This is a genomic window from Streptomyces fumanus (assembly GCF_014655295.1).
GTDB classification, from domain to species: Bacteria; Actinomycetota; Actinomycetes; order Streptomycetales; family Streptomycetaceae; genus Streptomyces; species Streptomyces fumanus.
Genome location: NZ_BNBI01000018.1, coordinates 1 through 24,878, shown reverse-complemented (window position 1 = coordinate 24,878; position 24,878 = coordinate 1). Strand labels below are relative to the sequence as shown.

The 24,878-nt window shown below is 71.5% G+C and carries 22 protein-coding genes, 1 rRNA gene and 1 riboswitch; of the genes, 5 read left to right on the top strand and 18 right to left on the bottom strand.

Annotated features, from left to right (window positions below; translation table 11 throughout):
• Positions 1-26: 26 nt before the first annotated feature.
• The 6 genes from IE316_RS30895 to kdpF form a co-directional block, all read right to left on the bottom strand.
• A complete protein-coding gene (locus tag IE316_RS30895) occupies positions 27-1,025 on the bottom strand; it encodes a carbohydrate ABC transporter permease (protein WP_190207822.1) in 999 nt (332 codons plus the stop codon).
• Between the two features lie 6 nt (positions 1,026-1,031).
• Positions 1,032-2,324 (bottom strand): extracellular solute-binding protein, encoded by a 1,293-nt coding sequence (locus tag IE316_RS30890; protein WP_190207821.1) that lies wholly within the window; start codon positions 2,322-2,324, stop codon positions 1,032-1,034.
• 324 nt (positions 2,325-2,648) lie between these two features.
• Positions 2,649-3,317 carry a potassium-transporting ATPase subunit C gene (locus IE316_RS30885; protein ID WP_190207820.1) on the bottom strand — a complete coding sequence of 223 codons (669 nt, stop codon included), beginning with the start codon at positions 3,315-3,317 and terminating at the stop codon, positions 2,649-2,651.
• A 5-nt stretch (positions 3,318-3,322) separates the two neighbouring features.
• Entirely contained in the window at positions 3,323-5,410 is a 2,088-nt protein-coding gene (gene kdpB, locus IE316_RS30880) for a potassium-transporting ATPase subunit KdpB (RefSeq protein ID WP_190207958.1), read from the bottom strand.
• A gap of 41 nt (positions 5,411-5,451) precedes the next feature.
• On the bottom strand, positions 5,452-7,116 hold the full coding sequence (kdpA, locus tag IE316_RS30875) for a potassium-transporting ATPase subunit KdpA (RefSeq protein WP_190207819.1): 1,665 nt from the start codon (positions 7,114-7,116) through the stop codon (positions 5,452-5,454).
• A gap of 8 nt (positions 7,117-7,124) precedes the next feature.
• Positions 7,125-7,214: a K(+)-transporting ATPase subunit F gene (gene kdpF, locus IE316_RS30870; protein WP_016434100.1), complete on the bottom strand. Its 90-nt coding sequence runs from the start codon at positions 7,212-7,214 to the stop codon at positions 7,125-7,127.
• A gap of 276 nt (positions 7,215-7,490) precedes the next feature.
• Between kdpF and IE316_RS30865 the strand changes: the two genes are divergently transcribed.
• From IE316_RS30865 to IE316_RS30850, 4 genes are all read left to right on the top strand, one after another.
• Positions 7,491-7,880, top strand: coding sequence for a TOBE domain-containing protein (locus IE316_RS30865; RefSeq protein ID WP_190207818.1), 390 nt, complete (start codon positions 7,491-7,493; stop codon positions 7,878-7,880).
• A gap of 161 nt (positions 7,881-8,041) precedes the next feature.
• Positions 8,042-8,857 (top strand): molybdate ABC transporter substrate-binding protein, encoded by an 816-nt coding sequence (gene modA / locus IE316_RS30860; protein ID WP_190207817.1) that lies wholly within the window; start codon positions 8,042-8,044, stop codon positions 8,855-8,857.
• Positions 8,854-9,654, top strand: a complete 801-nt coding sequence (locus tag IE316_RS30855; RefSeq protein ID WP_190207816.1) for an ABC transporter permease — start codon at positions 8,854-8,856, stop codon at positions 9,652-9,654. Before modA ends, IE316_RS30855 begins: the two co-directional genes overlap by 4 nt.
• Entirely contained in the window at positions 9,651-10,763 is a 1,113-nt protein-coding gene (locus IE316_RS30850) for an ABC transporter ATP-binding protein (protein ID WP_229910631.1), read from the top strand. The genes IE316_RS30855 and IE316_RS30850 overlap by 4 nt, the downstream gene beginning before the upstream one ends.
• Before the next feature lie 105 nt (positions 10,764-10,868).
• Here the strand turns inward: IE316_RS30850 and gcvP are convergent, their stop codons facing one another.
• Entirely contained in the window at positions 10,869-13,754 is a 2,886-nt protein-coding gene (gene gcvP, locus IE316_RS30845; RefSeq protein ID WP_190207815.1) for an aminomethyl-transferring glycine dehydrogenase, read from the bottom strand.
• A gap of 178 nt (positions 13,755-13,932) precedes the next feature.
• A riboswitch (glycine riboswitch) is annotated at positions 13,933-14,028 on the bottom strand.
• A 125-nt stretch (positions 14,029-14,153) separates the two neighbouring features.
• Here gcvP and IE316_RS30840 point away from each other — a divergent pair.
• On the top strand, positions 14,154-14,528 hold the full coding sequence (locus tag IE316_RS30840; RefSeq protein WP_190207814.1) for a PRC-barrel domain-containing protein: 375 nt from the start codon (positions 14,154-14,156) through the stop codon (positions 14,526-14,528).
• Between the two features lie 77 nt (positions 14,529-14,605).
• Here IE316_RS30840 and IE316_RS30835 read toward each other — a convergent pair whose 3' ends face one another.
• From IE316_RS30835 to rrf, 11 genes are all read right to left on the bottom strand, one after another.
• Positions 14,606-16,060, bottom strand: a complete 1,455-nt coding sequence (locus IE316_RS30835; protein ID WP_229910630.1) for a DNA polymerase IV — start codon at positions 16,058-16,060, stop codon at positions 14,606-14,608.
• Positions 16,061-16,127: 67 nt separating this feature from the next.
• Positions 16,128-16,772 (bottom strand): MerR family transcriptional regulator, encoded by a 645-nt coding sequence (locus IE316_RS30830; RefSeq protein WP_190207813.1) that lies wholly within the window; start codon positions 16,770-16,772, stop codon positions 16,128-16,130.
• A gap of 166 nt (positions 16,773-16,938) precedes the next feature.
• Positions 16,939-17,412, bottom strand: coding sequence for a bifunctional nuclease family protein (locus tag IE316_RS30825; RefSeq protein ID WP_004934251.1), 474 nt, complete (start codon positions 17,410-17,412; stop codon positions 16,939-16,941).
• An 84-nt stretch (positions 17,413-17,496) separates the two neighbouring features.
• A complete protein-coding gene (gene ftsR / locus IE316_RS30820; protein ID WP_190207812.1) occupies positions 17,497-18,234 on the bottom strand; it encodes a transcriptional regulator FtsR in 738 nt (245 codons plus the stop codon).
• 47 nt (positions 18,235-18,281) lie between these two features.
• Positions 18,282-19,217, bottom strand: a complete 936-nt coding sequence (locus IE316_RS30815; RefSeq protein ID WP_190207811.1) for a zinc-ribbon and FHA domain-containing protein — start codon at positions 19,215-19,217, stop codon at positions 18,282-18,284.
• A gap of 61 nt (positions 19,218-19,278) precedes the next feature.
• Positions 19,279-20,115, bottom strand: coding sequence for a DUF881 domain-containing protein (locus IE316_RS30810; RefSeq protein ID WP_190207810.1), 837 nt, complete (start codon positions 20,113-20,115; stop codon positions 19,279-19,281).
• Positions 20,116-20,120: 5 nt separating this feature from the next.
• Positions 20,121-20,453 carry a small basic family protein gene (locus IE316_RS30805; RefSeq protein ID WP_003977440.1) on the bottom strand — a complete coding sequence of 111 codons (333 nt, stop codon included), beginning with the start codon at positions 20,451-20,453 and terminating at the stop codon, positions 20,121-20,123.
• Positions 20,450-21,355 (bottom strand): DUF881 domain-containing protein, encoded by a 906-nt coding sequence (locus tag IE316_RS30800; protein WP_190207809.1) that lies wholly within the window; start codon positions 21,353-21,355, stop codon positions 20,450-20,452. Before IE316_RS30800 ends, IE316_RS30805 begins: the two co-directional genes overlap by 4 nt.
• 97 nt (positions 21,356-21,452) lie before the next feature.
• Entirely contained in the window at positions 21,453-23,948 is a 2,496-nt protein-coding gene (locus tag IE316_RS30795; protein WP_190207808.1) for a mannose-1-phosphate guanyltransferase, read from the bottom strand.
• A 115-nt stretch (positions 23,949-24,063) separates the two neighbouring features.
• Positions 24,064-24,672, bottom strand: a complete 609-nt coding sequence (gene clsA, locus IE316_RS30790; protein WP_190207807.1) for a cardiolipin synthase ClsA — start codon at positions 24,670-24,672, stop codon at positions 24,064-24,066.
• 109 nt (positions 24,673-24,781) lie between these two features.
• Positions 24,782-24,878 (bottom strand): 5S ribosomal RNA (rrf, locus tag IE316_RS30785); the annotation flags it as partial.

Sequence of the window (24,878 nt, the reverse complement as noted above, 5' to 3'; positions counted from 1 at the left end):
CTGGGGGGTCTTGTCGGTGGTGAGCGTCACTTGCCGCCTCCTCGCATGGTCGTGGTGGCTCCCTGGAGGTCGCGCCGCAGGACGAACCGCTGGTAGGCAAGGGCGAAGACGAGGCTGATGCCGAACATGACCACGCTGATCGCGCTGGCGTAGCCGACCTGGTAGCGCTTGAAGCCGAACTGGAACATGGTCACGGCCATGGTCTCGGAGTGGTGGTCGGGGCCGCCCTGGGTGACCACCCAGACCAGGTCGAACAACTGGATGGCGCCGATGACGGACAGGAAGACGCTGATCCGCAGGGTGGGCGCGAGCAGCGGCAGCGTGACGTTGCGGAACCGCTGCCAGGGGCTGGCGCCGTCGATGAGCGCCGCCTCGGTCAGCTCCTTGGGGATGGACTGGAGCCCGGCCAGGTACAGCATCATGTGGAAGCCGAAGTACTTCCAGGTCATGACGAGGAAGAGGGTCGCCATCACGGTGGACGGGTCGGAGAACCACTCCCCGCCGACCCAGCCCAGCCCGATGTTGTCGAGCACCTGGTCGGCGAGGCCGTCGTCGGGCGCGAAGATCATGCTGAACAGCACGCCGGTGATGGCCTCGGAGAGCACGTACGGCGCGAAGAACAGCATCCGGTACAGGGCCCGGCCGCGGATCCGCTGGTTCAGCAGCACCGCCATGGCCAGCGCGAACGGCAGCTGCACCGCCAGCGACAGCAGCACCAGCAGCAGGCAGCGCCACAGGTCCCCGAGGAAGACGGGGTCGTCGAAGAGACGGGTGAAGTTCTCGGTGCCGACGTAGTCCGAGGGCATCCCGAAGCCGCCCCACCGGAAGAAGGCGGCGTACAGGGCGAACAGGATCGGCAGCAGCACCAGGACGATGAACAGCACCAGGGCGGGGACCTGGAAGCTCACCGCGGTGAGCCAGTTGACCGCGCGGCGCCGGGCCCGCCCCCGGGCCGGGTCGGCCGGCGGGGGCGGGAGGTCGGTGCCGGATCCGGCGCGCTTGTCCGGCAGGAACGTGGAGGTCATCGGCGGTTACTGCTCTTCCTTCGCGACCTTGGTGATCGACTCGCTGATCTGCTCGGGCGACTTGGAGCCGGCGATGAGCGCGGCGACGCTCTCGTTGACCTCCTGGCCGAGGGCCGGGGCGTACGCCTGGTCGAGGTAGAGCTGGAAGCCGGTGGACGCCTTCAACTGGGTCTGTACGGCCTTGAGGTTGACGTCGGTCAGGGCGTCCTCGGCGGCCGGGACGACCGGCAGGACACCGGTCTTCTTCACCAGTTCCCGGTCGGTGGTCTCCGAGGCGAAGAACTTCAGGAAGTCGACCGCCGCCTGCGGGGCGCCCCGGCGCAGCGCGTGCCCGCCGCCACCGCCGAACACCTCGGTGATGGCGCCCTTGCCGCCCTCGACCTCCGGGAACGGGAAGAACCCGAGGTCGTCCCCGAGGCCCTTGCCGGCGTCGGCCTGGACGACCGGCGCCCACTGGCCCATCAGCTCCATCGCCGCCTTGCCGTTGCCGACGGCGGCGGCCTGGCCGCTGGGGGTGGAGTAGGCGGCGCCGAGGAAGCCCTTCTGGAACGGCTGGAGGTCGACCAGTTCCTTCAGCAGCCGGCCCGCCTGGACGAACTCCGGCGCGGTGAAGTCCTTGTCGTCGGCCGCCTTCTGCACGGCCTCGGCGCCGGCCGTGCGCATCGCCAGGTACGCCCAGTAGTACATGCCGGTCCACGCCTCCTTGCCGGCCAGGGCGATGGGCGTGATGTTCTTGGCCTTCAGGGCGCGTACGGCGTCGAGGAAGCCGCTCCAGGTGGTGGGCGGGGTGTCGATGCCGGCCTTCTTGAACAGCGCCTTGTTGTACCAGAAGCCGACCATGCCGATGTCGAACGGGATGCCGTACACCTGGTCGTCGATCAGGTACGGCTCCTTGGCGACGGGCAGCAGGCCCTCGGACCATTCCTTGGTGCGGTCGGTGAGGTCCTCGACCAGACCGGCGTCGACCTGCTGCCTGAGGACGCCGCCGCCCCAGGTGTGGAAGATGTCCGGGAGCTTCCCCGAGGCGATCAGGGCCGTCATCTTCGACTTGTAGGCGTCGTTCTCCAGTTGAACGATCTTGATCTTCACCTTGGGGTTCTGCGCCTCGAACTTCTTGGCGAGGGCCGCCCAGACGTCCTTCGTCGGCTGGGTGGTGGAGATGTTCCACCACTCGACCGTGGTCGTCCCGGACGAGCCTCCGTCCGAGTCACCGCCACAGCCGCTGAGTGCCGTCATTCCCAGACCGGCCGCGGCCGAGGCCGCGAGGAAGCCGCGGCGAGACAGTGCCGGGTCGCCCATGGTGCGCTCCTTGAGGTGCGAAAGTTTCGGAGATAATCCAGAAAGATGCGTTGATGCCGCACCCTAGAGACAGCTCCCAAACGGTGGCAACCCCTTGTACGCGATGAATCTGCCGAGGCACCGGCCCAGACGGCGCCGCACGAGCCGTCCCGGGCCGTTCGGAAAGACCGGGAGGACGAAAGTTTCGGATCAGCGAGCGAACGTTCCGGTTGTCCCGAACGCGCGTATACGGGAACTTCGCTCGCGCCCAGACGGGAGCCGGCGGCCCCGGGTGGTCCCGGAGCCGCCGGCTCCCGTGCGTGGCGCGGCCGTCCGCCGCCCGGTTCAGCCCCGCGTGACCAGGGCCTTCAGCGCGATGTTCAGCTTCAGCACGTTCACCCGGGGCTCCCCGAGGAAGCCGAGGGTGCGGCCCTCGGTGTGCTCCGCGACCAGCGCCCGGACGGCGGCCACCGGCAGGTCGTTCTCGTGGGCGACCCGGCGCACCTGGAGGGCGGCGTACCGGGGGGAGATGTCCGGGTCCAGCCCGGAGCCGGAGGAGGTCACCGCGTCGGCGGGCACGTCGGCGGGGTCGACCCGGTGGCCGGGCACGGAGTTGTCCGCGACGACGGCGGCCTTGGCCTGCCGTATCCGGCGGACCAGCTCCGGGTTGTCGGCGGCCAGGTTGGTGGCGCCCGAAAGGACCAGCGCGTACCGGGTGTTGCGGCTGTTCTCGCCCAGGCCGTCCGCGGGGCGGCCCTGGAACCAGCGCGGGTCGGGTCCGGGGTCCTCCTGCCCCGGCCTCGCGGGCAGGCGGTAGGACTGGCCGACGAGCGCGGAGCCGACGGTCCGGCCGTCCGCCGTGACCCGCGAGCCGTTCGCCTTGCCGGGGAACAGGGCCTGGGCGACGCCGGTGACGAGCAGCGGGTAGAGGACGCCGGTCACCAGGGTCAGGGCGAGCAGGGCGCGCAGCCCGGCGCCGAGCAACCGGGCGGTGCGGGTTACCGAGGGGTGCATGGCGATCAACCGATTCCGGGGATGAGGGAGACGAGCAGGTCGATGAGCTTGATGCCGGCGAACGGGGCGATCAGCCCGCCGAGCCCGTAGACACCGAGGTTGCGGCGGAGCAGCTGGTCGGCGCTGACCGGCCGGTACCGGACGCCCTTGAGGGCCAGCGGCACCAGCGCCACGATGACCAGCGCGTTGAAGACGACCGCCGACAGGATCGCGGAGTCCGGCGAGGACAGCCGCATGATGTTGAGCTTGTCCAGGCCCGGGTACACCGCGGCGAACAGCGCCGGGATGATCGCGAAGTACTTGGCCACGTCGTTGGCGATGGAGAACGTCGTCAACGCGCCCCGGGTGATCAGGAGTTGCTTGCCGATCTCGACGATCTCGATGAGCTTGGTCGGGTCCGAGTCGAGGTCGACCATGTTGCCGGCCTCCTTGGCGGCCGACGTACCGGTGTTCATCGCCACGCCGACATCGGCCTGGGCGAGGGCGGGCGCGTCATTGGTGCCGTCGCCGGTCATCGCGACCAGCCGGCCGCCGGCCTGCTCCCGCTTGATCAGCGCCATCTTGTCCTCGGGGGTGGCCTCGGCGAGGAAGTCGTCGACGCCCGCCTCCTCGGCGATGGCCCTGGCGGTCAGCGGATTGTCACCGGTGATCATGACGGTGCGGATGCCCATCCGGCGCAGCTCCCCGAACCGTTCGCGCATGCCCTGCTTGACGACGTCCTTGAGGTGGACGACGCCCAGCACCCGGGCGCCGTCCGCATCCTCGACGGCCACCAGCAGCGGGGTGCCGCCGGCCCCGGCGATGGCGTCGGCCAGCTCCGCCGCGTCCGGGGCCGGGTCCCCGCCGCGCTCCCGCACCCAGGCGGCGACCGAGCCGGCCGCGCCCTTGCGGATTCGCCTGCCGTCGAGGTCCACGCCGGACATGCGGGTCCCTGCGGTGAACGCGATCCACTCGGCGCCCGCCAGTTCCCCCTGGTGGCGTTCGCGCAGTCCGTACCGCTCCTTGGCGAGGACGACGATCGAGCGGCCCTCGGGGGTCTCGTCGGCCAGCGAGGAGAGCTGCGCGGCGTCCGCGAGTTCGGCCCGCGTCACCCCGCGCACCGGCACGAACTCCGCCGCCCGCCGGTTGCCGAGGGTGATCGTGCCGGTCTTGTCCAGCAGCAGCGTGGAGACGTCACCGGCGGCCTCGACCGCCCGCCCCGACATGGCCAGCACATTGCGCTGCACCAGCCGGTCCATGCCCGCGATGCCGATCGCGGAGAGCAGCGCGCCGATGGTGGTGGGGATCAGGCAGACCAGCAGCGCCACCAGCACGATCATCGTCGGACGGGTGCCCGCGTGACCGGCGAACGCCGGAAGCGTGGCGCAGGCCAGCAGGAAGACCACGGTCAGCGAGGCCAGCAGGATGTTCAGCGCGATCTCGTTCGGGGTCTTCTGCCGGGCCGCGCCCTCCACCAGGCCGATCATCCGGTCGATGAAGGTCTCCCCCGGCCGGGTGGTGATCCGGACCACGATCCGGTCGGAGAGCACCTTGGTGCCGCCGGTGACGGCGGACCGGTCGCCGCCGGACTCCCGGATGACGGGCGCCGACTCGCCGGTGATCGCCGACTCGTCGACGGAGGCGACGCCCTCGACGACATCGCCGTCCCCGGGGATGACGTCCCCGGCCTCGCACACCACCAGGTCCCCGACGCGCAGTTCGGTGCCGGGCACCACGGTGCCGTCCGTGCGCCGGGCCACCGTGTCGGTCCTGGCCCGGCGCAGCGAGTCGGCCTGTGCCTTGCCGCGGCCCTCGGCCACCGCCTCCGCGAGGTTGGCGAAGAGCACGGTGAGCCAGAGCCAGGCGCTGATGGCCCAGCCGAACCAGTCGCCGGGGTCCTGGAAGGAGAACGCCGTGGTCAGCACGGACCCGACCAGCACCACGAACATCACCGGGGACTTGACCATCACCCGCGGGTCGAGCTTGCGGACGGCGTCCGGCAGGGACCTGACGAGCTGTCTCGGGTCGAACAGGCCGCCGCCGACCCGTCCGCCGTCCTGGTGGCCGGACGGCCCGTCCTGGTGCGGCGCGCGCGCCGGGGTGAGCGTGGACATCGCGCCCTCTCGCTTCGGTGTGGGGGTGGTACGGGTGGTCGTCACGCCAGCCCCTCGGCCAGCGGGCCCAGCGCCAGGGCCGGGAAGAAGGTCAGACCGGTCACGATCAGCACCGCGCCCACCAGCACCCCGGTGAACAGCGGCTTCTCGGTGCGCAGGGTGCCCGCGGTGACCGCCACCGGCCGCTGCTCGCCGAGCGAGCCGGCCAGGGCGAGGACGAACACCATGGGCAGGAAGCGGCCGAACAGCATGGCGAGGCCGGTCGCGGTGTTGAACCAGTCGGTGTCGGCGTTCAGCCCGGCGAAGGCCGAGCCGTTGTTGTTGGCGGCCGAGGTGAAGGCGTACAGCACCTCGGAGAAGCCGTGCGCGCCCGAATTGAGCGCCGAGTGCGGCGGGGTCGGCAGGGCCACGGACAGCGCGGTGCCCACCAGCACCAGCGCCGGGGTGATCAGGATGTAGAGGGCCGCCAGCTTGATCTCGCGGGGGCCGATCTTCTTGCCCAGGTACTCGGGGGTGCGGCCGACCATCAGACCGGCGAGGAACACCGCGACGACCGCCATGACCAGCATCCCGTACAGGCCCGAGCCGACGCCGCCGGGCGCGATCTCGCCGAGCATCATGCCGAGCAGGGTGATGCCGCCGCCGAGGCCGGTGAAGGAGGAGTGGAAGGAGTCGACGGCGCCGGTGGAGGTGAGGGTGGTGGAGACCGCGAAGATCGACGAGCCGCCGATGCCGAAGCGGACCTCCTTGCCCTCCAGCGCGCCCCCGGCCGCCTCCAGGGCGGGGCCGTGGTGGGCGAACTCGGTCCACATCATCAGGGCCGCGAACCCGGCCCAGATCGCGGCCATCGCCGCGAGGATCGCGTACCCCTGCCGCACCGAGCCGACCAGCAGGCCGAAGGCCCGGGGCAGGGAGAACGGGATCACCAGGATCAGGAAGATCTCGAAGAGGTTGGTGAACGGCGTCGGGTTCTCGAACGGGTGGGCGCTGTTGGCGTTGAAGTACCCCCCGCCGTTGGTGCCCAGCTCCTTGATCGCCTCCTGCGAGGCGACCGCCCCGCCGTTCCACTGCTGGCTCCCGCCCGTGAACTGCCCGACCTCGTGGATGCCGGAGAAGTTCTGGATCACCCCGCGGGCGGCCAGCACGATCGCGGCGACCGTGGCCAGCGGCACCAGCACCCGGGTGATCCCGCGCACCAGGTCGGTCCAGAAGTTGCCCAGCTCACCGGAGCGCTCGGAGCGGGCGAACCCCCGGACCAGGGCCACCGCGACGGCCATGCCGACGGCGGCGGAGACGAAGTTCTGCACGGCCAGACCGGCGGTCTGCACGACGTGCCCCATGGTCTGCTCGCCGTAGTACGACTGCCAGTTGGTGTTGGTGACGAAGGAGACGGCCGTGTTGAACGCCTGCGCCGGCGGCACGGAGGCGAAGCCCAGCGAGCCCGGCAGGACGCCCTGCAGCCGCTGGAGCAGGTAGAGGAAGAGGACGCCGGCGGCGGAGAAGGCGAGCACCCCGCGCAGATACGCGGGCCAGCGCATCTCCGCGTCCGGGTCGGCGCCGATCGCCCGGTAGATCCACCGCTCCACCCGCCAGTGCCGGCCGCCGGAGTAGACCCGGGCCAGGTGGTTGCCCAGGGGGATGTGCACGAGGGCCAGTGCGCCCGTCAGGGCGAGAAGCTGGAGCACACCGGCAAGTACGGGACCCATGGCCGTTCTCAGAACCTCTCCGGGAAGATCAGGGCGAGGACGAGATAGCCCAGCAGGGCGACGGCCACGACGAGGCCGACGATGTTCTCGGCGGTCACAGCTTCGTCACCCCCTTGGCGACGAGGGTCACCAGCGCGAAGGCCGCGACCGTGGTGACGACGAAGGCCAGATCGGCCATCGTGAGCTCCTGGAGTGAGGTACGAGGAACAGGGACGTTCCGAGGAAACGCCCCGCCCGACCGTTTCCGACCGCCGTTGACGGGTCCCTTACGGCCCGCCGTACGCCCTTGACGGCTCTCTTACGGGTCACCCGGCCCCGGCGTCGCCGGGCACCCCACGGGCCGCCCCCCGCCCCGGCCGCCTATCGTGACCGGCATGCAGTCCTACACCATCGGCCAGGCGGCGCGGCTGCTCGGCGTCAGCCCGGACACCGCCCGCCGCTGGGCGGACGCCGGCCGGATCACCACCCACCGCGACGAGAGCGGGCGGCGCGTCATCGACGGGCGGGACCTGGCCGCGTTCTCGGTGCACCTGGCCGGCACCGACGACGAGGAGACCTCGTACACCTCGGTGCGCAACGCCTTCCCCGGGATCGTCACCGCCGTCAAGCTCGGCGATGTCGCCGCCCAGGTCGAGATCCAGGCCGGCCCGCACCGCCTGGTCTCCCTGCTGACCCGGGAGGCCGTGGAGGAACTCGGCCTGGAGGTCGGCATGGAGGCCACCGCCCGGGTGAAGTCGACGAATGTCCATATCGACCGGGCCTGAGTCCTGAGACGAACGCACTTGCGGCGATTCCGGCGCGCTGCCCTCGCTCATGCGATGCGACAGATGACGTACGCCTGGCAGATGCGACAGTATGGCTGGCGTCGCCCGTCGTGCCGTGGCGGCGTCCGCCGTGTCCGCACCACCGAGGGAGTGGCCCCCTGATGACCCGTTCCGTGCGCCGGACGCGCCGGCCCCGCCGGACACCCACCGTGGCCGCCGCGGCGGTTGCCGCGCTGCTGGCGCTGAGCGCCTGCGGGTCCGCCGATTCCGACGCGGGCGGCGGCGGGGCGGCGGAGAAGCTGTCCGGCACCGTCACCGTCTTCGCCGCCGCCTCGCTCAAGGAGAGCTTCACCGCGCTCGGCGAGCGGTTCGAGCAGGCCCACCCCGGCACGCGGGTCACCTTCAGCTTCGGCGGCAGCGACACCCTCGCCGCGAGCATCACCGGCGGCGCCCCGGCGGACGTGTTCGCCGCCGCCAGCCCCAAGACCATGAAGACGGTCACCGACGCGGGCGGCACGGACGGCGCCCCGGCCACCTTCGCCCGCAACCGCCTGGAGATCGCCACCCTGCCGGGCAACCCGCACCACGTGTCCGCCCTGAAGGACCTGACCGCCCCTGGCCTGAAGGTCGTCCTGTGCGACCGGACGGTCCCCTGCGGCTCCGCCGCGCGGACCGCCCTCGACGCCGCCGGGGTCGACCTCACCCCGGTCTCCTACGAGGAGGACGTCAAGAGCGCGCTGAACAAGGTCGTCCTGAAGGAGGCCGACGCGGCCGTCGTCTACCGGACGGATGTCAGGGCGGCGGGTGACAAGGTGGAGGGCGTGGACTTCCCCGAGTCGGCCCGAGCCGTCAACGACTATCCGATCGCCCTGCTCAAGGACGCCCCCAACGCCGCCGCCGCGAAGGCGTTCATCGCCCTGGTGCGCTCCGCCGACGGACGGAGGACGCTGACCGGGGCCGGGTTCGTCGAGCCGTGAGCGGACCGCGCGGCGGTGCCCGGACGGCACCGCTCCCCCTGCTGCTCCCGGCGGTGGCGGGCCTGGCCTTCCTGCTGCTGCCGCTGATCGCCCTGCTGGTCCGCACGCCCTGGAGCACCCTGCCGGACCAGCTCACCAGCACCGAGGTGTGGCAGGCGCTGCGGCTGTCGCTGCTCTGCGCCACCTCGGCGACCGTGCTCAGCCTGGTCGTCGGCGTCCCCCTGGCCTGGCTGCTGGCCCGCACCGACTTCCCCGGCCGGGGCCTGGTGCGCGCCCTGGTGACCCTGCCGCTGGTGCTGCCTCCGGTGGTCGGCGGCGTCGCCCTGCTGCTGGCGTTCGGCCGCAACGGCGTCGTCGGGCAGTGGCTGGACGCCTGGTTCGGGATCACCATCCCGTTCACCACCACGGGCGTCGTCCTCGCCGAGACCTTCGTGGCGATGCCGTTCCTGGTCATCAGCGTGGAGGGCACACTGCGCGCCGCCGACCCCCGCTACGAGGAGGCGGCCGCCACCCTGGGCGCCTCCCGCTTCACCGCCTTCCGCCGCGTCACCCTGCCGCTGATCGCGCCGGGCGTCGCGGCCGGTGCCGTACTGGCCTGGGCGCGGGCGCTGGGCGAGTTCGGGGCGACGATCACGTTCGCCGGGAACTTCCCGGGCCGTACGCAGACCATGCCGCTCGCCGTCTACCTCGCCCTGCAGAACGACCCGGCGGCGGCGATCGCCCTCAGCCTGGTGCTGCTGGCCGTCTCCATCGCCGTCCTCGCCGGACTGCGCGACCGCTGGATGACCGCCTCATGACCCCCGACCGCCCCGGCCCGGACCCGCGCCGCCCCGACCGTCCCGGCTCGGACCCCCGCCGCCCCGACCAACCCGGTCTCGACGCCCGTCTGGTGGTCGACCGCGGCGGCTTCCGGCTGGACATCGCCCTGACCGCGGCCCCCGGTGAGGTGGTGGCCCTGCTCGGCCCCAACGGTGCCGGCAAGACCACGGCCCTGCGCGCCCTGGCCGGCCTGGAGCCCCTCACCGGCGGGCACCTGCGCCTGGACGGCGCCGCACTGGACCGTACGCCCCCCGAGTCCCGCCCGGTCGGCGTGGTCTTCCAGGACTACCTGCTCTTCCCGCACCTCAGCGCGCTGGACAACGTGGCGTTCGGCCCGCGCTGCCGCGGCGCCTCCAAGGTGGAGGCCCGGAAACAGGCGGCCGCGTGGCTGGACCGGATGGGCCTGGCCGACCACGCCGACGCCCGGCCCCGGCGTCTCTCCGGGGGTCAGGCGCAGCGCGTCGCCCTCGCCCGCGCCCTGGCGACCCGGCCCCGACTGCTGCTGCTCGACGAGCCGCTCGCCGCGCTGGACGCCCGTACCCGGCTGGAGGTACGGGCCGGGCTGCGCCGCCATCTCGCGGAGTTCGAGGCCGTCGCCGTGCTGGTCACGCACGACCCGCTGGACGCGATGGTGCTGGCCGACCGGCTGGTCGTGGTCGAGCACGGCCGGGTCGTCCAGGAGGGCACCCCCGGCGACATCGCCCGGCACCCGCGCACCGACTACATCGCCCGGCTGGTCGGCCTCAACCTCTACCGCGGGCGGGCCGACGGCCACACCGTCCGCCTCGACGCGGGCCCGTCCATCACCACCACCGAGGAGCTGCGCGGCCCGGTCTTCGTGGCGTTCCCGCCCGGTGCCGTCACCCTGTACGGAAAGCGGCCCGCCGGTGCCAGCGCCCGCAACCTCTGGCACTGCGAGGTGGCCGGCCTGGAGACCCACGGCGACCAGATCCGCGCCGACCTCACCGGCGAACTCCCGCTCGCCGCCGACCTGACCACGGTCGCCGCGGCCGAACTCGGCCTGCACCCGGGCACACCGGTCTGGGCCACCGTGAAGGCGACCCAGACCCACGCCTACCCGGCCTGACGACCACGCGCGGTACGGTCGCCGGCTCCGTATCCGGCCTGACGACCACGCTCGGTACGGTCGCCGGCCCCGTACCCGGACCGACGACCGCGTGCCGTACGGATGTCAGTCCTCGTACGCGTCCAGCGGCGGGCAGGAGCAGACCAGGTTGCGGTCGCCGTACGCCTGGTCGATCCGCCGCACCGGCGGCCAGTACTTGTCGGCGGCCGACACCCCGCCCGGGAAGACGGCCTCCTCGCGGCCGTACGCGTGCGTCCACTCCCCGCCGAGCGCGGCGGCGGTGTGCGGCGCGCCCCGCAGCGGGTTGTCGTCCGCGGGCCACTCGCCGGAGCCGACCTTCTCGATCTCCGCACGGATGGCGATCATCGCCTCGCAGAACCGGTCCAGTTCGGTCAGGTCCTCGGACTCGGTCGGCTCGATCATCAGCGTCCCGGCCACCGGGAAGGACATCGTCGGCGCGTGGAAGCCGTAGTCGATCAGCCGCTTGGCCACGTCGTCGACGCTGACGCCGGTCGCCTTGGTGAGCGGGCGCAGGTCGATGATGCACTCGTGCGCGACCAGCCCGCCGGGCCCGGTGTAGAGCACCGGGTAGTGCGGCTCCAGCCTCTTGGCGATGTAGTTGGCGGACAGCACCGCCACCTGCGTGGCGCGCTTGAGCCCTTCGCCGCCCATCAGCCGGACGTACGCCCAGGAGATCGGCATGATGCCCGCCGAGCCCCAGGGCGCCGCCGAGACGGGCCCGACGCCGGTGGCCGGTCCGGCCGCGGGCTGCAGCGGGTGGTTCGGCAGGTACGGCGCCAGGTGGGACCGTACGGCGACCGGGCCGACGCCGGGACCGCCGCCGCCGTGCGGGATGCAGAAGGTCTTGTGCAGGTTCAGGTGCGAGACGTCGCCGCCGAAGTGGCCGGGCCGGGCGAGGCCGACCAGGGCGTTGAGGTTGGCGCCGTCCACGTACACCTGGCCACCGGCCTCGTGCACCTGGGCGCAGATGTCGGCGACGTGGGCCTCGAACACGCCGTGCGTGGACGGGTAGGTGATCATCAGCACCGCCAGTTCGTCGCGGTACTGCTCGATCTTGGCCCGCAGGTCCTCGACGTCGATCTCGCCGTCCTCGGCGGTCTTGACGACGACGACCTTCATGCCGGCCATCACGGCGCTGGCCGCGTTGGTGCCGTGCGCGGAGGACGGGATGAGGCACACGGTGCGCTGCTCGTCGCCGTTGGCCCGGTGGTAGCCGCGGACGGCGAGCAGCCCGGCCAGCTCGCCCTGCGACCCGGCGTTGGGCTGGAGGGAGACCTTGTCGTAGCCGGTGACGTCGGCGAGCCGCTCCTCCAGCTCACGGATGAGCGTGAGGTAGCCCTGCGCCTGCTCGGCGGGGGCGAAGGGGTGCAGTTGCCCGAACTCGGGCCAGGTCACCGGCTCCATCTCGGTGGTCGCGTTGAGCTTCATGGTGCAGGAGCCCAGCGGGATCATGCCGCGGTCCAGCGCGTAGTCGCGGTCGGCGAGCCGGCGCAGGTAGCGCAGCATCGCGGTCTCGGAGCGGTGCTTGTGGAAGACGGGGTGGGTCAGGTAGTCGTCCTGGCGCAGCAGTCCGGCGGGCAGCGCGTCCTCGGTGGCCGCGTCCAGCGCCTCGATGTCGCCCTCCACGCCGAACGCCGACCACACGGCGCCCACCTGGGCCCGGGTGGTGGTCTCGTCGCAGGCCGCGGAGACGTGGTCGGCGTCGACCAGGCGCAGGTTCACCCCGTTCTGCCGGGCGGCGGAGACGATCTCGGCGGCGCGGCCGGGCACCCGGGCGGTGACGGTGTCGAAGTAGGCCCCGTGGACCACCTCGACGCCGCCCGCGGTGAGGCCGGCGGCGAGGACCGAGGCGTAGCGGTGGGTGCGGCGGGCGATGCCGCGCAGGCCGTCCGGGCCGTGGTAGACGGCGTACATCCCGGCCATCACGGCGAGCAGCACCTGTGCGGTGCAGATGTTGCTGGTGGCCTTCTCCCGGCGGATGTGCTGCTCACGGGTCTGCAGGGCGAGCCGGTAGGCCCGGTTGCCGTCCGCGTCCACGGAGACGCCGACCAGCCGTCCGGGCAGGCTGCGGGCCATCTTGTCCTGGACCGCCATATATCCGGCGTGCGGTCCGCCGAAGCCCATCGGCACCCCGAACCGCTGGGTGGTGCCCACCGCGATGTCGGCGCCCAGCTCGCCGGGCGACTTCAGCAGGGTCAGCGCCAGCAGGTCGGCGGCGACGGTGACCAGCGCGCCCAGCTCGTGCGCCCGGTCGATGACGGGCTTGATGTCGCGTACGGCTCCGGAGGCGCCCGGGTACTGGATCAGGACGCCGTTGATCTCGCGCTCGGCGACCTCGGCCGGGATGCCGTCGCTCAGGTCGGCGACGACGACCTCGACGCCGGTCGGTTCGGCGCGGGTGCGGATCACGGCGATGGTCTGCGGCAGCGCGTCGGCGTCGACCAGGAACAGGCCCTTCTTGTTCTTGCCCATCCGCCGGGACAGCGCCATCGCCTCGGCGGCGGCGGTGCCCTCGTCGAGCAGCGAGGCGCCGGAGGTGGGCAGCCCGGTGAGGTCCGCGACCATGGTCTGGAAGTTCAGCAGCGCCTCCAGGCGCCCCTGGGAGATCTCCGGCTGGTACGGCGTGTAGGCCGTGTACCAGGCCGGGTTCTCCATCACGTTGCGCAGGATCACGGGCGGCGTGAAGGTGCCGTAGTAGCCGAGCCCGATCATCGAGTCGAGCACCTGGTTGCGGTCGGCCAGCGAGCGCAGCTCGGCCAGCACCTCGGCCTCGGAGCGGGCGCCCGGCAGGTCCAGCGCGTCGGCGCTGCGGATGGCCTCCGGCACGGCGGCGGCCGTCAGCTCGTCGAGCGATCCGTAGCCGACCTGCGCGAGCATCTTGGCCTGAGCCTCGTGGTCGGGACCGATGTGGCGCTGCTCGAACGGAATGCCCTGTTCGAGTTCGGTGAGCGGGATGCGAGGGGCGGTCATTGCGGAGGGCCTCCTGGTCTGGCGCGACCTGCGAGGGGCACCACGGCACGGGTACCCGGACGGCCCTCCCCCTCTGTCATCCGGACCTGAGAGCTTCACCGGGCCGCCCGAGGGCTACCGGCTTTCACCGTCGGTGAGAGCGGAAGCCGTCGACCTCCGCTCTGCTTTCCAGAGTGACCTCGTCCGTGCGGTACGTGGGCCTGAGAGATTCCGGGGAGGATTTGCTCCTTCGGCGCCTCCGATACAGCCTGGAGGACTCTCCCGCACGGGGTCAGCAGCCGTGTGCCAGCCTACCAGCGCGGTCAACGGCCGCTCGTTCGAGTGGCCGCCATCCGGAATCTGCTCTTTTGTAGTGCTTACGGATGATTCACCGGATGGTTTCGACCACGTGGAGGGCCCGTGCGTACCGACATCGATCCGCGCAACCTGATCGGCCGCAAGGCGTTCGACCGCAACGGCACCCGGATCGGCACCGTCGACGAGGTCTATCTCGACGACGCCACCGGGGTGCCCGAGTGGGCGGCGATACGCACCGGACTGTTCAGCCGGGACGCGTTCGTGCCGCTGGAGCCCAGCGAACTGGTGGACGGCGCCCTGCGCGTCCCCTTCGACCGCGCCCTGATCAAGGAGGCCCCGGACTTCGGCGTCGGCCGCCACCTCTCCCCGGAGCAGGAGCTCCAGCTCTACCACCACTACGGCCTCCACATCGCCACCCCACCCGGCCTCCCGGCCCGCACCTCCGACACCCTGGCGGCCCAGGAGGACCCGGCCTGACCCACCGGCTCCCCGACGGACCCCGCGCGCTCCTCGACGAACCCCGCGCCACACGGGGATTCCCGTCTCCCCCTCCGTCAGGTCCAGGCCCCCGTTCCCCCGCCCCCGCCCTCCGAAGCCGTCGGCGCGTCCGTCCCGTCCGGTGCCGGCGCCTCCCCGGGTCTTCGCTCCACCAGCGGCAACGGCTCCGCCGGTGCCAGCTCCGGATCGTCGACCCGGAACGTCCGCACCCGCCCCGGCGGCGACCCGGGCGTCTCGAAGCGCACGGTGACCCGCCCGAGGCCGCTGCCCTGGACCCACCCGTGGCCGTACTCGGCGTGGCGGACGTCGTGCCCCGACGGCCAGCGCCGCTCGGCGGGCGGCGGCTCCGCCTCGGCCCGCGCGCCCCCCACCGCGTCCCCGGCGCCCTGCTCGGCCCCCTCCGCCACCGCCTCCGCCGCGTCGGCCGCCGCCCGCTCCCCGGCCGCCTGCGCGAACAGGTCCTCCTGCGTGTAGTCGGCCAGGCCGCTGACGCCCACGCCGAGCAGCCGTACGCCGCCGGTGGTGTCCACCGAGTCCAGCAGCCGCGCCGCCGCCTCCCCGACCACCGCCGGGTCGTCCGTGGGTCCGCGCAGCGTCTCGGACCGGGTCAGCGTGGAGAAGTCGTACCGCCGCACCTTGAGCACGATGGTCCGCCCGGACAGCCCGGCCTGCCGCAGCCGCCGCACACACCGGTCGGCGAGCCGACGCACCTCCAGCCCGACCCGCACCCGGTCGTGGATGTCCACGTCGTAGGTGTCCTCCACCGACACCGACTTGGCCTCCCGCTCGGCCACCACGGGCCGCTCGTCGCGCGCCAGCGCCATCGCGTACAGCGCGTGCCCGTGCGCCTTGCCCAGCAGCCGGACCAGCTCGTCCTCGCCCGCCTCGGCCAGCTCCCCCACCGTGGTGATCCCGGCCCGCCGCAGATGGTCACCGGTGGCCGGCCCGACCCCGGGCAGCGTCCGCACCGGCATCGGCGCGAGCAGCGCCCGCTCGGTCCCCGGCTCGATCAGCACCAGCCCGTCGGGCTTGGCCTCCTCGGAGGCGATCTTGGCCAGCATCTTGGACGCGGCCAGTCCGACCGAACCCGTGAGCCCGGTGACCGCCCGGATGTCCGCCCGCAGCCTCGCCCCGGCCAGCCGCGCCGACTCCGCGTCCCAGGCGACCCCGCCGGCCTCCAGGTCCACGAACGCCTCGTCCAGGCTGAGCGGCTCCACCAGCGGCGACAGCGCCCGCAGCAGCGTCATCACCTGCTCGCTGATCGACCGGTAGAACTGGAAGCGCGGCACCAGGTACGCCGCGTTCGGCGCCAGCCTGCGGGCCTGCCCCATGGGCATCGCCGAGTGGACGCCGAAGACCCGCGCCTCGTACGAGGCCGTGGCCACCACCCCGCGGGGCCCGAGACCGCCCACCACGACGGCCTTCCCGCGCAGGCTCGGCTTGGACGCCTGCTCCACCGAGGCGAAGAAGGCGTCCATGTCGAGATGCAGGATCGTGGGCGCGGTTCTCACATCTCCGATGCTGCCTCACGCCACTGACAATGCCCCGCCCGGCCGCCGGTGTCGGGGCGGGCCGGGCTCAGACCGCCCGGTTGCGCCGCCGGGCCAGTTCGTCGGCCGGGTTGGGCCCGACCAGGGTCTCGCCGGTGTCGATCCGCTCGCCGTGCAGTTGCGACAGCGCGTTCTCCACGTCCCGCCACACCACCCCGACGGCGATCCCGAAGATCCCCTGGCCGCCCTGGAGCAGGGCGTGCACCTCGTCGGGGGACGTGCACTCGTAGACCGTGGCGCCGTCGCTCATCAGCGTCATCCGCTCCAGGTCGCGGAAACCGCTCTCCCTCAGGTGCCGCACGGCGCTGCGGATGTTCTGCAGCGACACGCCCGTGTCGAGGAACCGTTTCACGACCTTGAGGACGACGACGTCGCGGAAGCTGTAGAGCCGCTGGGTCCCGGACCCGTGGGCCGGCCGCACGCTCGGCTCGACGAGCCCGGTACGGGCCCAGTAGTCCAGTTGCCGGTAGGTGATCCCGGCGGCCGCACAGGCCGTCGGCCCCCGGTAGCCGATCTGCTCGGTCGTCATGGACGCCGCCCCTCCGCCGCTGGGCACGGCCGTCGGTCGCTGCGGAGCGTGATCGGCCGCGCTGCCGGGAAGCCGGTACGGGCCGCCCGCCCCGAGACTGCGCCCGGGGGCGCCCCCGACCGTACCGTCGCCGCTGCTTCTCACGCCGACCTCCGTCCTTGACCTGCCTCCTCGACGGTAGGCAGTCACCAAGGGTGCGTCAACGATCGCCACACTCGGCACGCCGAGTGATAATCACCCTACGAGTGGTTTCCCGTGCCCAACCGCGGGGAAAGGCTAGCCGAATGCTTTCGGCGAAGGCCGTCAGCCGTCACTGGTTGCTGGTGCCGAAGTCCTCCGGCGAGATCTGGTCCAGGAACTCGCGGAACTTCTCCACCTCGTCCTCCTGCTCGTCCGGGATCGCGATACCGGCGTCGTCGAGCACCGTGTCACTGCCGTAGATCGGCGTGCCGGTGCGCAGCGCCAGCGCTATGGCGTCGGACGGGCGGGCGCTCACCTCGACCCCGCTGGCGAAGACCAGCTCGGCGTAGAAGACCCCCTCACGCAGGTCCGTGATGCGCACTTCGGTGAGCTCCTGGCCGACGGCTTCCAGCACGTCCTTGAACAGGTCGTGGGTCAGCGGCCGCGCCGGAGCCATGCCCTGCTGGGCGAAGGCAATGGCCGTCGCCTCCCCCGGTCCGATCCAGATGGGAAGGTAACGGTCGCCTCCCACTTCACGCAGCAGCACGATCGGTTGGTTGGAGGGCATTTCGACCCGGACACCTACGACATCGAGCTCGTTCACACAGCAACCCTAGGCCGTGCCCGGGACGTTTGGGTAGTCGGGCCGGGAACGGGTGACCGATCCGGACCCCTCGATACCACCGATTCAGGGCAGCCGCACCCCGAGCGCGGTCTGCACCAGCGCCGCGTGCAGCTTCACCGCGAGCCCCGCCAGCTCCTTGGTACGGGCCTCCGCGTGCGCCCTGGTCTGCGGGTTCCGGTGGCGCCTGAGCGGGGCGACCACCTGGTCCACCAGCCCGGCCTCCCGGTCGGCCGCGGCCTTCATCACCCTCAGGTGCCGTGGCTCGATCCCGAACCGTCCCAGCTCCACCACGAGCGAGGCGACGGTCACCGCCTCCGCGTCGTACGCCCCGTCCGGCAGCGGAGCGATCAGCCCGTACGACTCCCACTCGTCGAGCTGCGGTTCCGCTATCCCGGCCGCGGCGAGCAGCTCCTGCCGCCCGATCCGGGCCGCCGCCGGTGGTTCGGAGGTCTCGGGCACGGCCTCGCCGTCCCGGTGCCGGCCGAGCGCGGGCAGCTTCACCGACTCCCCGCGCTCCATGGCGTCCAGGTGCTCGCGGATCACCTTCAGCGGCAGGTAGTGGTCCCGCTGCATGCGCAGCACATGCCCGAGCCGCTCGACGTCATGGGCGCTGAACTTGCGGTACCCGGCCGGGGTCCGCCGCGGGTCGACGAGCCCCTCCGACTCCAGGAAACGGATCTTGGAGATGGTGATGTCCGGGAACTCGTCGCGCAGCACGTTCAGCACCGCGCCGATGCTCATCAGCCCACTGTCCGCGGCGGCGGCGCCGGGGCCGGCACCGCCGCTCGGTGTTTGAAGCATGGACCTTCCCTGGGGTCTGTCTCCCCGGACCGGAGTCGGGGGGAGGGTCAGTAGCCCCGCTGGCTCGCGTAGAAGACCAGCCGGTACTTGCCGATCTGCACCTCGTCACCGTTGGACAGGGCGACCTGGTCGATCCGCTCGCGGTTGACGTACGTGCCGTTCAGGCTGCCCACGTCGGCCACCGTGAACGATCCGTCCGGCTGCCGGCGGAACTCCACGTGCCGGCGGGAGACGGTCACGTCGTCCAGGAAGATGTCGCTCTGCGGGTGCCGGCCCGCCGTGGTCAGCTCGCCGTCCAGCAGGAAGCGGCTGCCCGAGTTCGGCCCGCGGCGCACGACCAGCAGCGCGGAGCCCAGCGGCAGCGCGTCCACCGCGGCCTGCGCCTCCGGGGAGAGCGTCGGCATCGGCGTCTGCCCGGTGGCCTCGGCGTCGTAGGCTTCGAGCCCCGAGATCGAGATGGTGGACGTCGTCTCGGAGGCACGCTCCGGAGCCGCCCCGGGCCGCAGCGGCGCGCCGCAGTTGGAGCAGAAGCGGCTGTTCTCCGCGTTGCGGTTGCCGCACCTCGTACAGACCAGGGCCGACATGGACGGATCCTCCTGCGGCGGCTGTCCCGCCGGGGCGTTGGACGCGTACGGACCGGGGGCGAAGCCTCCACCCGTACCCGAGGCCGACGGTTGCCCGAAACCTATGCCGCCGGACTGCGCAGGGTCAACGGACGGCGCGCCCTGACCACCCACCTGGTCGCGGAAGAGCGGCCGCCGGCCCTCCGCGTCGGGCTGCGCGCGGTGGCGAGCGGTCGCGTTCTCGCCGCCCTCTCGCGCGCTCTTGCCGAACAACTTCGCAAACAACTTCACGGGCGATTCCCCTTGACCGAAACAGACCCGCCCGTGGGGCAGGACGAACCCTGACTGACCGTACTGACCGACCCGGACACCTTCACAACGTCCGTCGCCGCCAGACAGTTTCCACCACGCACCACCCATTCGGTGCGCCGACCCCCCGCAAGCTCATGCCCTCGTCGGACGGCCCCCATGCACCCCCGGTTCACCGGGATGACGACCGAGCGTAGTCAGGCCGCTCCGCCGCTCGCAAGGCATCCACGACGATCTTGCTCGACCGCTCGACCGTCACGGTGGCCAGTTCCTTCTCCAGAGTCTGCACCACGCCTCCCGGGATGTTGAGCGCCGGTTCGAGATCCTGCGGCTTGCCGATGACCTTGAAACGATACGGCGCGTTGATCTTGTTCCCGTCGACGCTCACGGTGTCGCCGGAGTCCGTCAGGAACGTTCCCGCGACCACGCGCACCCCGTTGACCTGGATCGCCTCCGCGCCGGCCGCACGCAGTTCCTGGACCGCGTCGAGCAGCATGTCCGCCTCGACCCTCCCCTTCGTGTCCTGGACCGTCATCGTGATGCCGGGTCCCTGCGCGGCCACGGTGCCCGCCAGCACGCCGAGTTGCCGTTCCTTCTCGACGGTCTGCTTGCGGGCCTCCTCGGCCTGGTCGGAGCTGTTCTCCAGCTCGCCGCGCTGCTTCTCCAGACCCTGCTTCTCGTCCTCAAGACGTTGCGTACGGTCATCGAGTTCATCGAGGATACGGACAAGATCTTCCTGGCGGGCGCCGCGCAGCGCGCTGTCCCCGTCGCTGTTGGACGCCACCTGGACGGCCAGCCCGAAGCCGAGCCCGAACAGCAGCAGGGCGACGATCAGTTGGGCCCGGGTGACGCGCGGCGGCCACAGCCCCTTCACCAGCCGCTGCCGCCCGGTCAGCGCGGCTGGCGTCCGTTCCCCGGGCGTCTCCTCGGCCGCGCTCGGCGGCGCGGTCACCTCCGCGGGCAGCTCGGCGCGGAACCGGTGGCCGTTGGTCCTGTCGTGGTCGCTCATCGGCCTCACGCCCGGAAGACGTGCCGGCGGATCGCCGCGGCGTTGGAGAAGATCCGGATGCCGAGGACGACCACGACCCCGGTGGACAACTGGGCGCCGACGCCCAGCTTGTCGCCCAGGAACACGATCAGCGCGGCGACGACGACGTTCGACAGGAACGACACCACGAACACCTTGTCGTCGAAGATGCCGTCGAGCATGGCCCGCAGCCCGCCGAAGACGGCGTCCAGCGCCGCCACCACGGCGATCGGCAGATACGGCTCGACGGCCGCCGGAACCTCCGGCCGGACCAACAGTCCCGCCACGACTCCCACGACGAGGCCCAGTACGGCGATCACGATGTGCCCTTCTCGGTTTTCGGTTGTGCGATACGTACGGTCACACTCGGTGCGGCCGGCAGCCGGAGGTCGTCCTCGACGGAGATGCCGGTCCGGATGCCGTAGTTCTCCTGGAGGGCGTGCAGGTACAGCCCGTCGGCGCTGTCCTGGAACCGGCGGCTGAGCCCCTGCCCGTCCCCCACCGCGAGCACGGTGTACGGCGGCACCAGCGGCCTGTTGTCGACCAGTATCGCGTCGCCCGCGGCGCGGATCGCGGAGAGCGCGGTCAGCCGCTGCCCGTTGATGGAGACGGCCTCGGCGCCGGACGCCCAGAGCCCGTTGACGACGCGCTGCATGTCCCGGTCGCGCACCCGGCCGGTGTCGGCGAAGCCCGAGGTGCCGCGCGGCTCTCCGTCACCGCCCGCGGAGACGTCCTTGGCGTCGTTCACCGACAGCCGCACCCCGGGTCCGTGCACGGCGACGGCCCCGGACAGGATGCCCACGAGTTCGCCCCGGTCGCCGCCGCCGCTGTGCCGCAGGGCCTCGCGCTGCCGGGCGCCGACCTCCTCGCGGAGCTTGTCGACGTCGTCCTCCAGGTCGTCGGCGGCCTCGGTCTCCTGGTCGATGCGGTCGATCAGTTCCCCGCGCTCCTTGGCGACGACCGGCGCCGCGACCCGCGCCTGGGCGGCGCCGACGGTCACCACGAGCGCGGCGAGCACCAGCCCGAGGGCCAGGCCGAGCCTGGCCCGCAGGGTCCGGGGCAGACCCCCGGCGTCCGCGGCCTTCTTCCGCGCCGCGGCCTCGGCGTATCCGTCGTCGAGGCTGTGGTCCATCACGTTGGTGATCAACGACATGGACGCGTCCGGGCGCGGGGGCCGCGTGGGTGTGCTCCGAACGGGGGGTTGCTGCGGCATGCCGCACATCGTCGCACGTCGCCGCCGCCGACTCCGAACGGCCCCACCGGCGTGCCGGACAGGCCCCCTTGGGGACACTTGTCCGGCACGCGCGCGTAGGCGTGTTTTACCGGCCGGCGCTGTCCACGACCGCCGACCACTCGTCGAGCAGGGCCTGCGCGGAGGCGTCGTCGGGACCCTCGGCCCACAGGTGGGTGACCGCCTCGGCCGGGTCGGGCAGGACCATCACCCAGCGCCCGTCGCTCTCCACCACCCGCACGCCGTCGGTGGTGTCCACGGACCGGTCTCCGGCCTCCTCGACGACCCGGCGCATGACCAGGCCCTTGACGGCCCACGGGGTGGCCAGATCCCGCTTGAGGACGTGAGCCCTCGGGATCCGCGCGTCGATCTGGCTGAGCGTGAGCTGCGTCCGCGCCACCAGCCCGATCAGCCGGACGAACGCCGCCGTGCCGTCGTAGACGCTGCTGAACTCGGGGACGATGAAGCCGCCCTTGCCGTCACCGCCGAAGATCGTGCCCTCCTCGCCGCCGACCCGGGTGAGGTCGTCGGGAGAGGTGGTCGTCCACTCGACCTGGGTGCCGTGGTACGCCGCCACCTGCTCGGCGATCCGCGTGGTGGTCACCGGCAGCGCGACCCGGCCGCTGCGCCGCTCGGCGGCGATCAGGTCCAGCATCACCAGCAGCGCCCGGTCGTCCTCGATGATCCGGCCCTTCTCGTCGACGAGCGAGAGCCGCTCGCCGACCGGGTCGAACCGCACGCCGAACGCGGCCCGGGACGAGGCCACGATCTCACCGAGCCGGACCAGCCCCGACCGGCGCATGTCCGCCGACTCGGTCGGCCGGGACTCGTCGAGCCCGGGGTTCACGGTCAGCGAGTCCACGCCCAGCTTGCCCAGCAGGCTGGGCAGCACGAGCCCGGCGCTGCCGTTGGACGCGTCCACGACCACCTTGAGACCCGACTCGGCGATCCCGGTCGTATCGACGTTCCGCAGCAGGGACCCGGTGTACGAGTCGTACACGCTGGACGGGAAGTGCAGGTCACCGATCTCGCCGGGGAAGGCCCGCCGGTACTCCTGCCGGGCGAACACCCGGTCGAGCTTGCGCTGGCTGCCCTGGGACAGATCGGCGCCCTGGCTGTCGAAGAACATGATGTCCACGGAGTCCGGGACACCCGGAGTGGTCCGGATCATGATGCCGCCGGCGCTGCCCCGCGCGGTCTGCTGCCGCGCCACGGGCAGCGGTACGTTCTCCAGGTCCCGTACGTCGATGGCGCTGGCCTGCAGCGCCGAGATCACGGCCCGCTTCAGCGCACGGGCACCACGGGAGTGGTCACGGGCCGTGGTGACCGTGGAGCCCTTCTTGAGCGTGGTCGCGTAGGCACCGGCCAGCCGTACGGCGAGTTCCGGCGTGATCTCGACGTTGAGGATCCCGGACACGCCTCTGGCGCCGAACAGGTGCGCCTGGCCGCGGGACTCCCAGATGACCGAGGTGTTGACGAAGGCGCCGGCCTCCACCGTCTTGAACGGGTAGACCCGCACATTGCCCTGAACGATCGATTCTTCACCGACCAGGCATTCGTCGCCGATGACGGCGCCGTCCTCGATCCGCGCGGCCCGCATGATGTCGGTGTTCTTGCCGACGACGCAGCCGCGCAGATTGCTGTGCGGTCCGACGTACACGTTGTCGTGGACGACGGCCTTGTGCAGGAACGCGCCGCTCTTGACGACGACGTTGGAGCCGACGACCGTGTGCTCGCGGATCTCGGCGCCGGCCTCGACCTTGGCGTAGTCACCGATGTAGAGCGGTCCGCGCAGGACGGCGTCGGGGTGCACCTCGGCGCCCTCGGCCACCCAGACGCCGGGCGAGATCTCGAAGCCGTCGATGTCGACGTCGACCTTGCCCTCCAGCACGTCGGCCTGGGCCTTGACGTAGCTCTCGTGCGTGCCGACGTCCTCCCAGTAGCCCTCGGCGACATAGCCGTAGATCGGCTTGCCTTCCTTCATGAGCTGCGGGAAGACATCACCGGACCAGTCGACGGGCACATCGGGGTCGACGTAGTTGAAGACCTCGGGCTCCATCACGTAGATGCCGGTGTTCACCGTGTCCGAGAAAACCTGGCCCCAGGTCGGCTTCTCCAGGAAGCGCTCGACCTTGCCTTCCTCGTCGACGATGGTGATACCGAATTCCAAGGGGTTCGGCACGCGTGTCAGGCAGACGGTGACGAGCGCGCCCTTTTCCTTGTGGAAGTTGATGAGCTCGGTGAGGTCGAAGTCGGTCAGGGCATCACCGGAGATCACCAGGAAGGCATCGTCCTTCAACGCCTCTTCGGCGTTCTTGACGCTTCCGGCGGTACCGAGTGGCTTCTCCTCGTTGGCATAGGTGAGCTCCATCCCGAGCTCCTCACCGTCACCGAAGTAGTTCTTGACCAGCGAGGCCAGGAACTGCACGGTCACAACGGTTTCATTGAGCCCATGCCTTTTGAGCAGCCGCAGAACGTGCTCCATGATCGGCCGGTTGGCCACCGGCAGGAGCGGCTTGGGCATGCTTGAGGTCATGGGACGAAGGCGTGTGCCTTCGCCTCCGGCCATCACGACGGCCTTCATGTCGGAAGCGTCCTCCTCTAAAAGACGGCTGGCTGGCCGACTTCACCCACTCCAGATTGTCCCGCACTTTTTCAGCGCGGGCCATCGGGCCGCGGCGGGCGGACAAACAGCGAGTTCAATCGGCCGTGGCGTCCGCTCGGACCAAGCGGCGGACCTGCACCACATAGAGGACTCCTGCCCACCAGTACAGGGTTGTACCCCATCCGGCGAACGCCCATCCGAAAATAGCAGCGAGTGACGAGATCCATCCGCTTCCGTCACTGAGCAGGAGCAGCGGGAAGGCGTACATCAGGTTGAAGGTCGCGGCCTTCCCGAGGAAGTTCACCTGCGGCGGGGGATAGCCGTGCCGCCGCAGCACGCCGACCATGACGAGCAGCACCAGTTCGCGCGCCACCAGTACGGCGGTCAGCCAGAGCGGCAGGATCTCGCGCCAGGTGAGCCCGACCAGGGTGGACAGGATGTAGAGCCGGTCCGCCGCGGGGTCGAGGAGCCGGCCGAGGCTGCTGACCTGGTTCCATCGCCGGGCGAGCTTGCCGTCCAGGTAGTCGCTGATGCCGCTGAGGGCGAGCACCAGCAGGGCCCAGCCGTCGCTCTTGGGGCCGCCGAACTCGGGCCTGAGAATCAGCCACAGGAAGAGGGGCACGCCGACGAGACGGGCCATGCTGAGGATGTTCGGGATGGTGAGGACCCGGTCAGTCTGGACGCGGGTCTCCTGGACCTCCACCCGGGGGCCTCCTGGGGGAAACGAGCCAACGATGCCCCCTGACCCTACCTCAACGCAAAAAAGCTCTGGCCCTCGGGTTGTTCACCCAAGGACCAGAGCTGTAAAAGGAGTTCGGCGGCGTCCTACTCTCCCACAGGGTCCCCCCTGCAGTACCATCGGCGCTGTAAGGCTTAGCTTCCGGGTTCGGAATGTAACCGGGCGTTTCC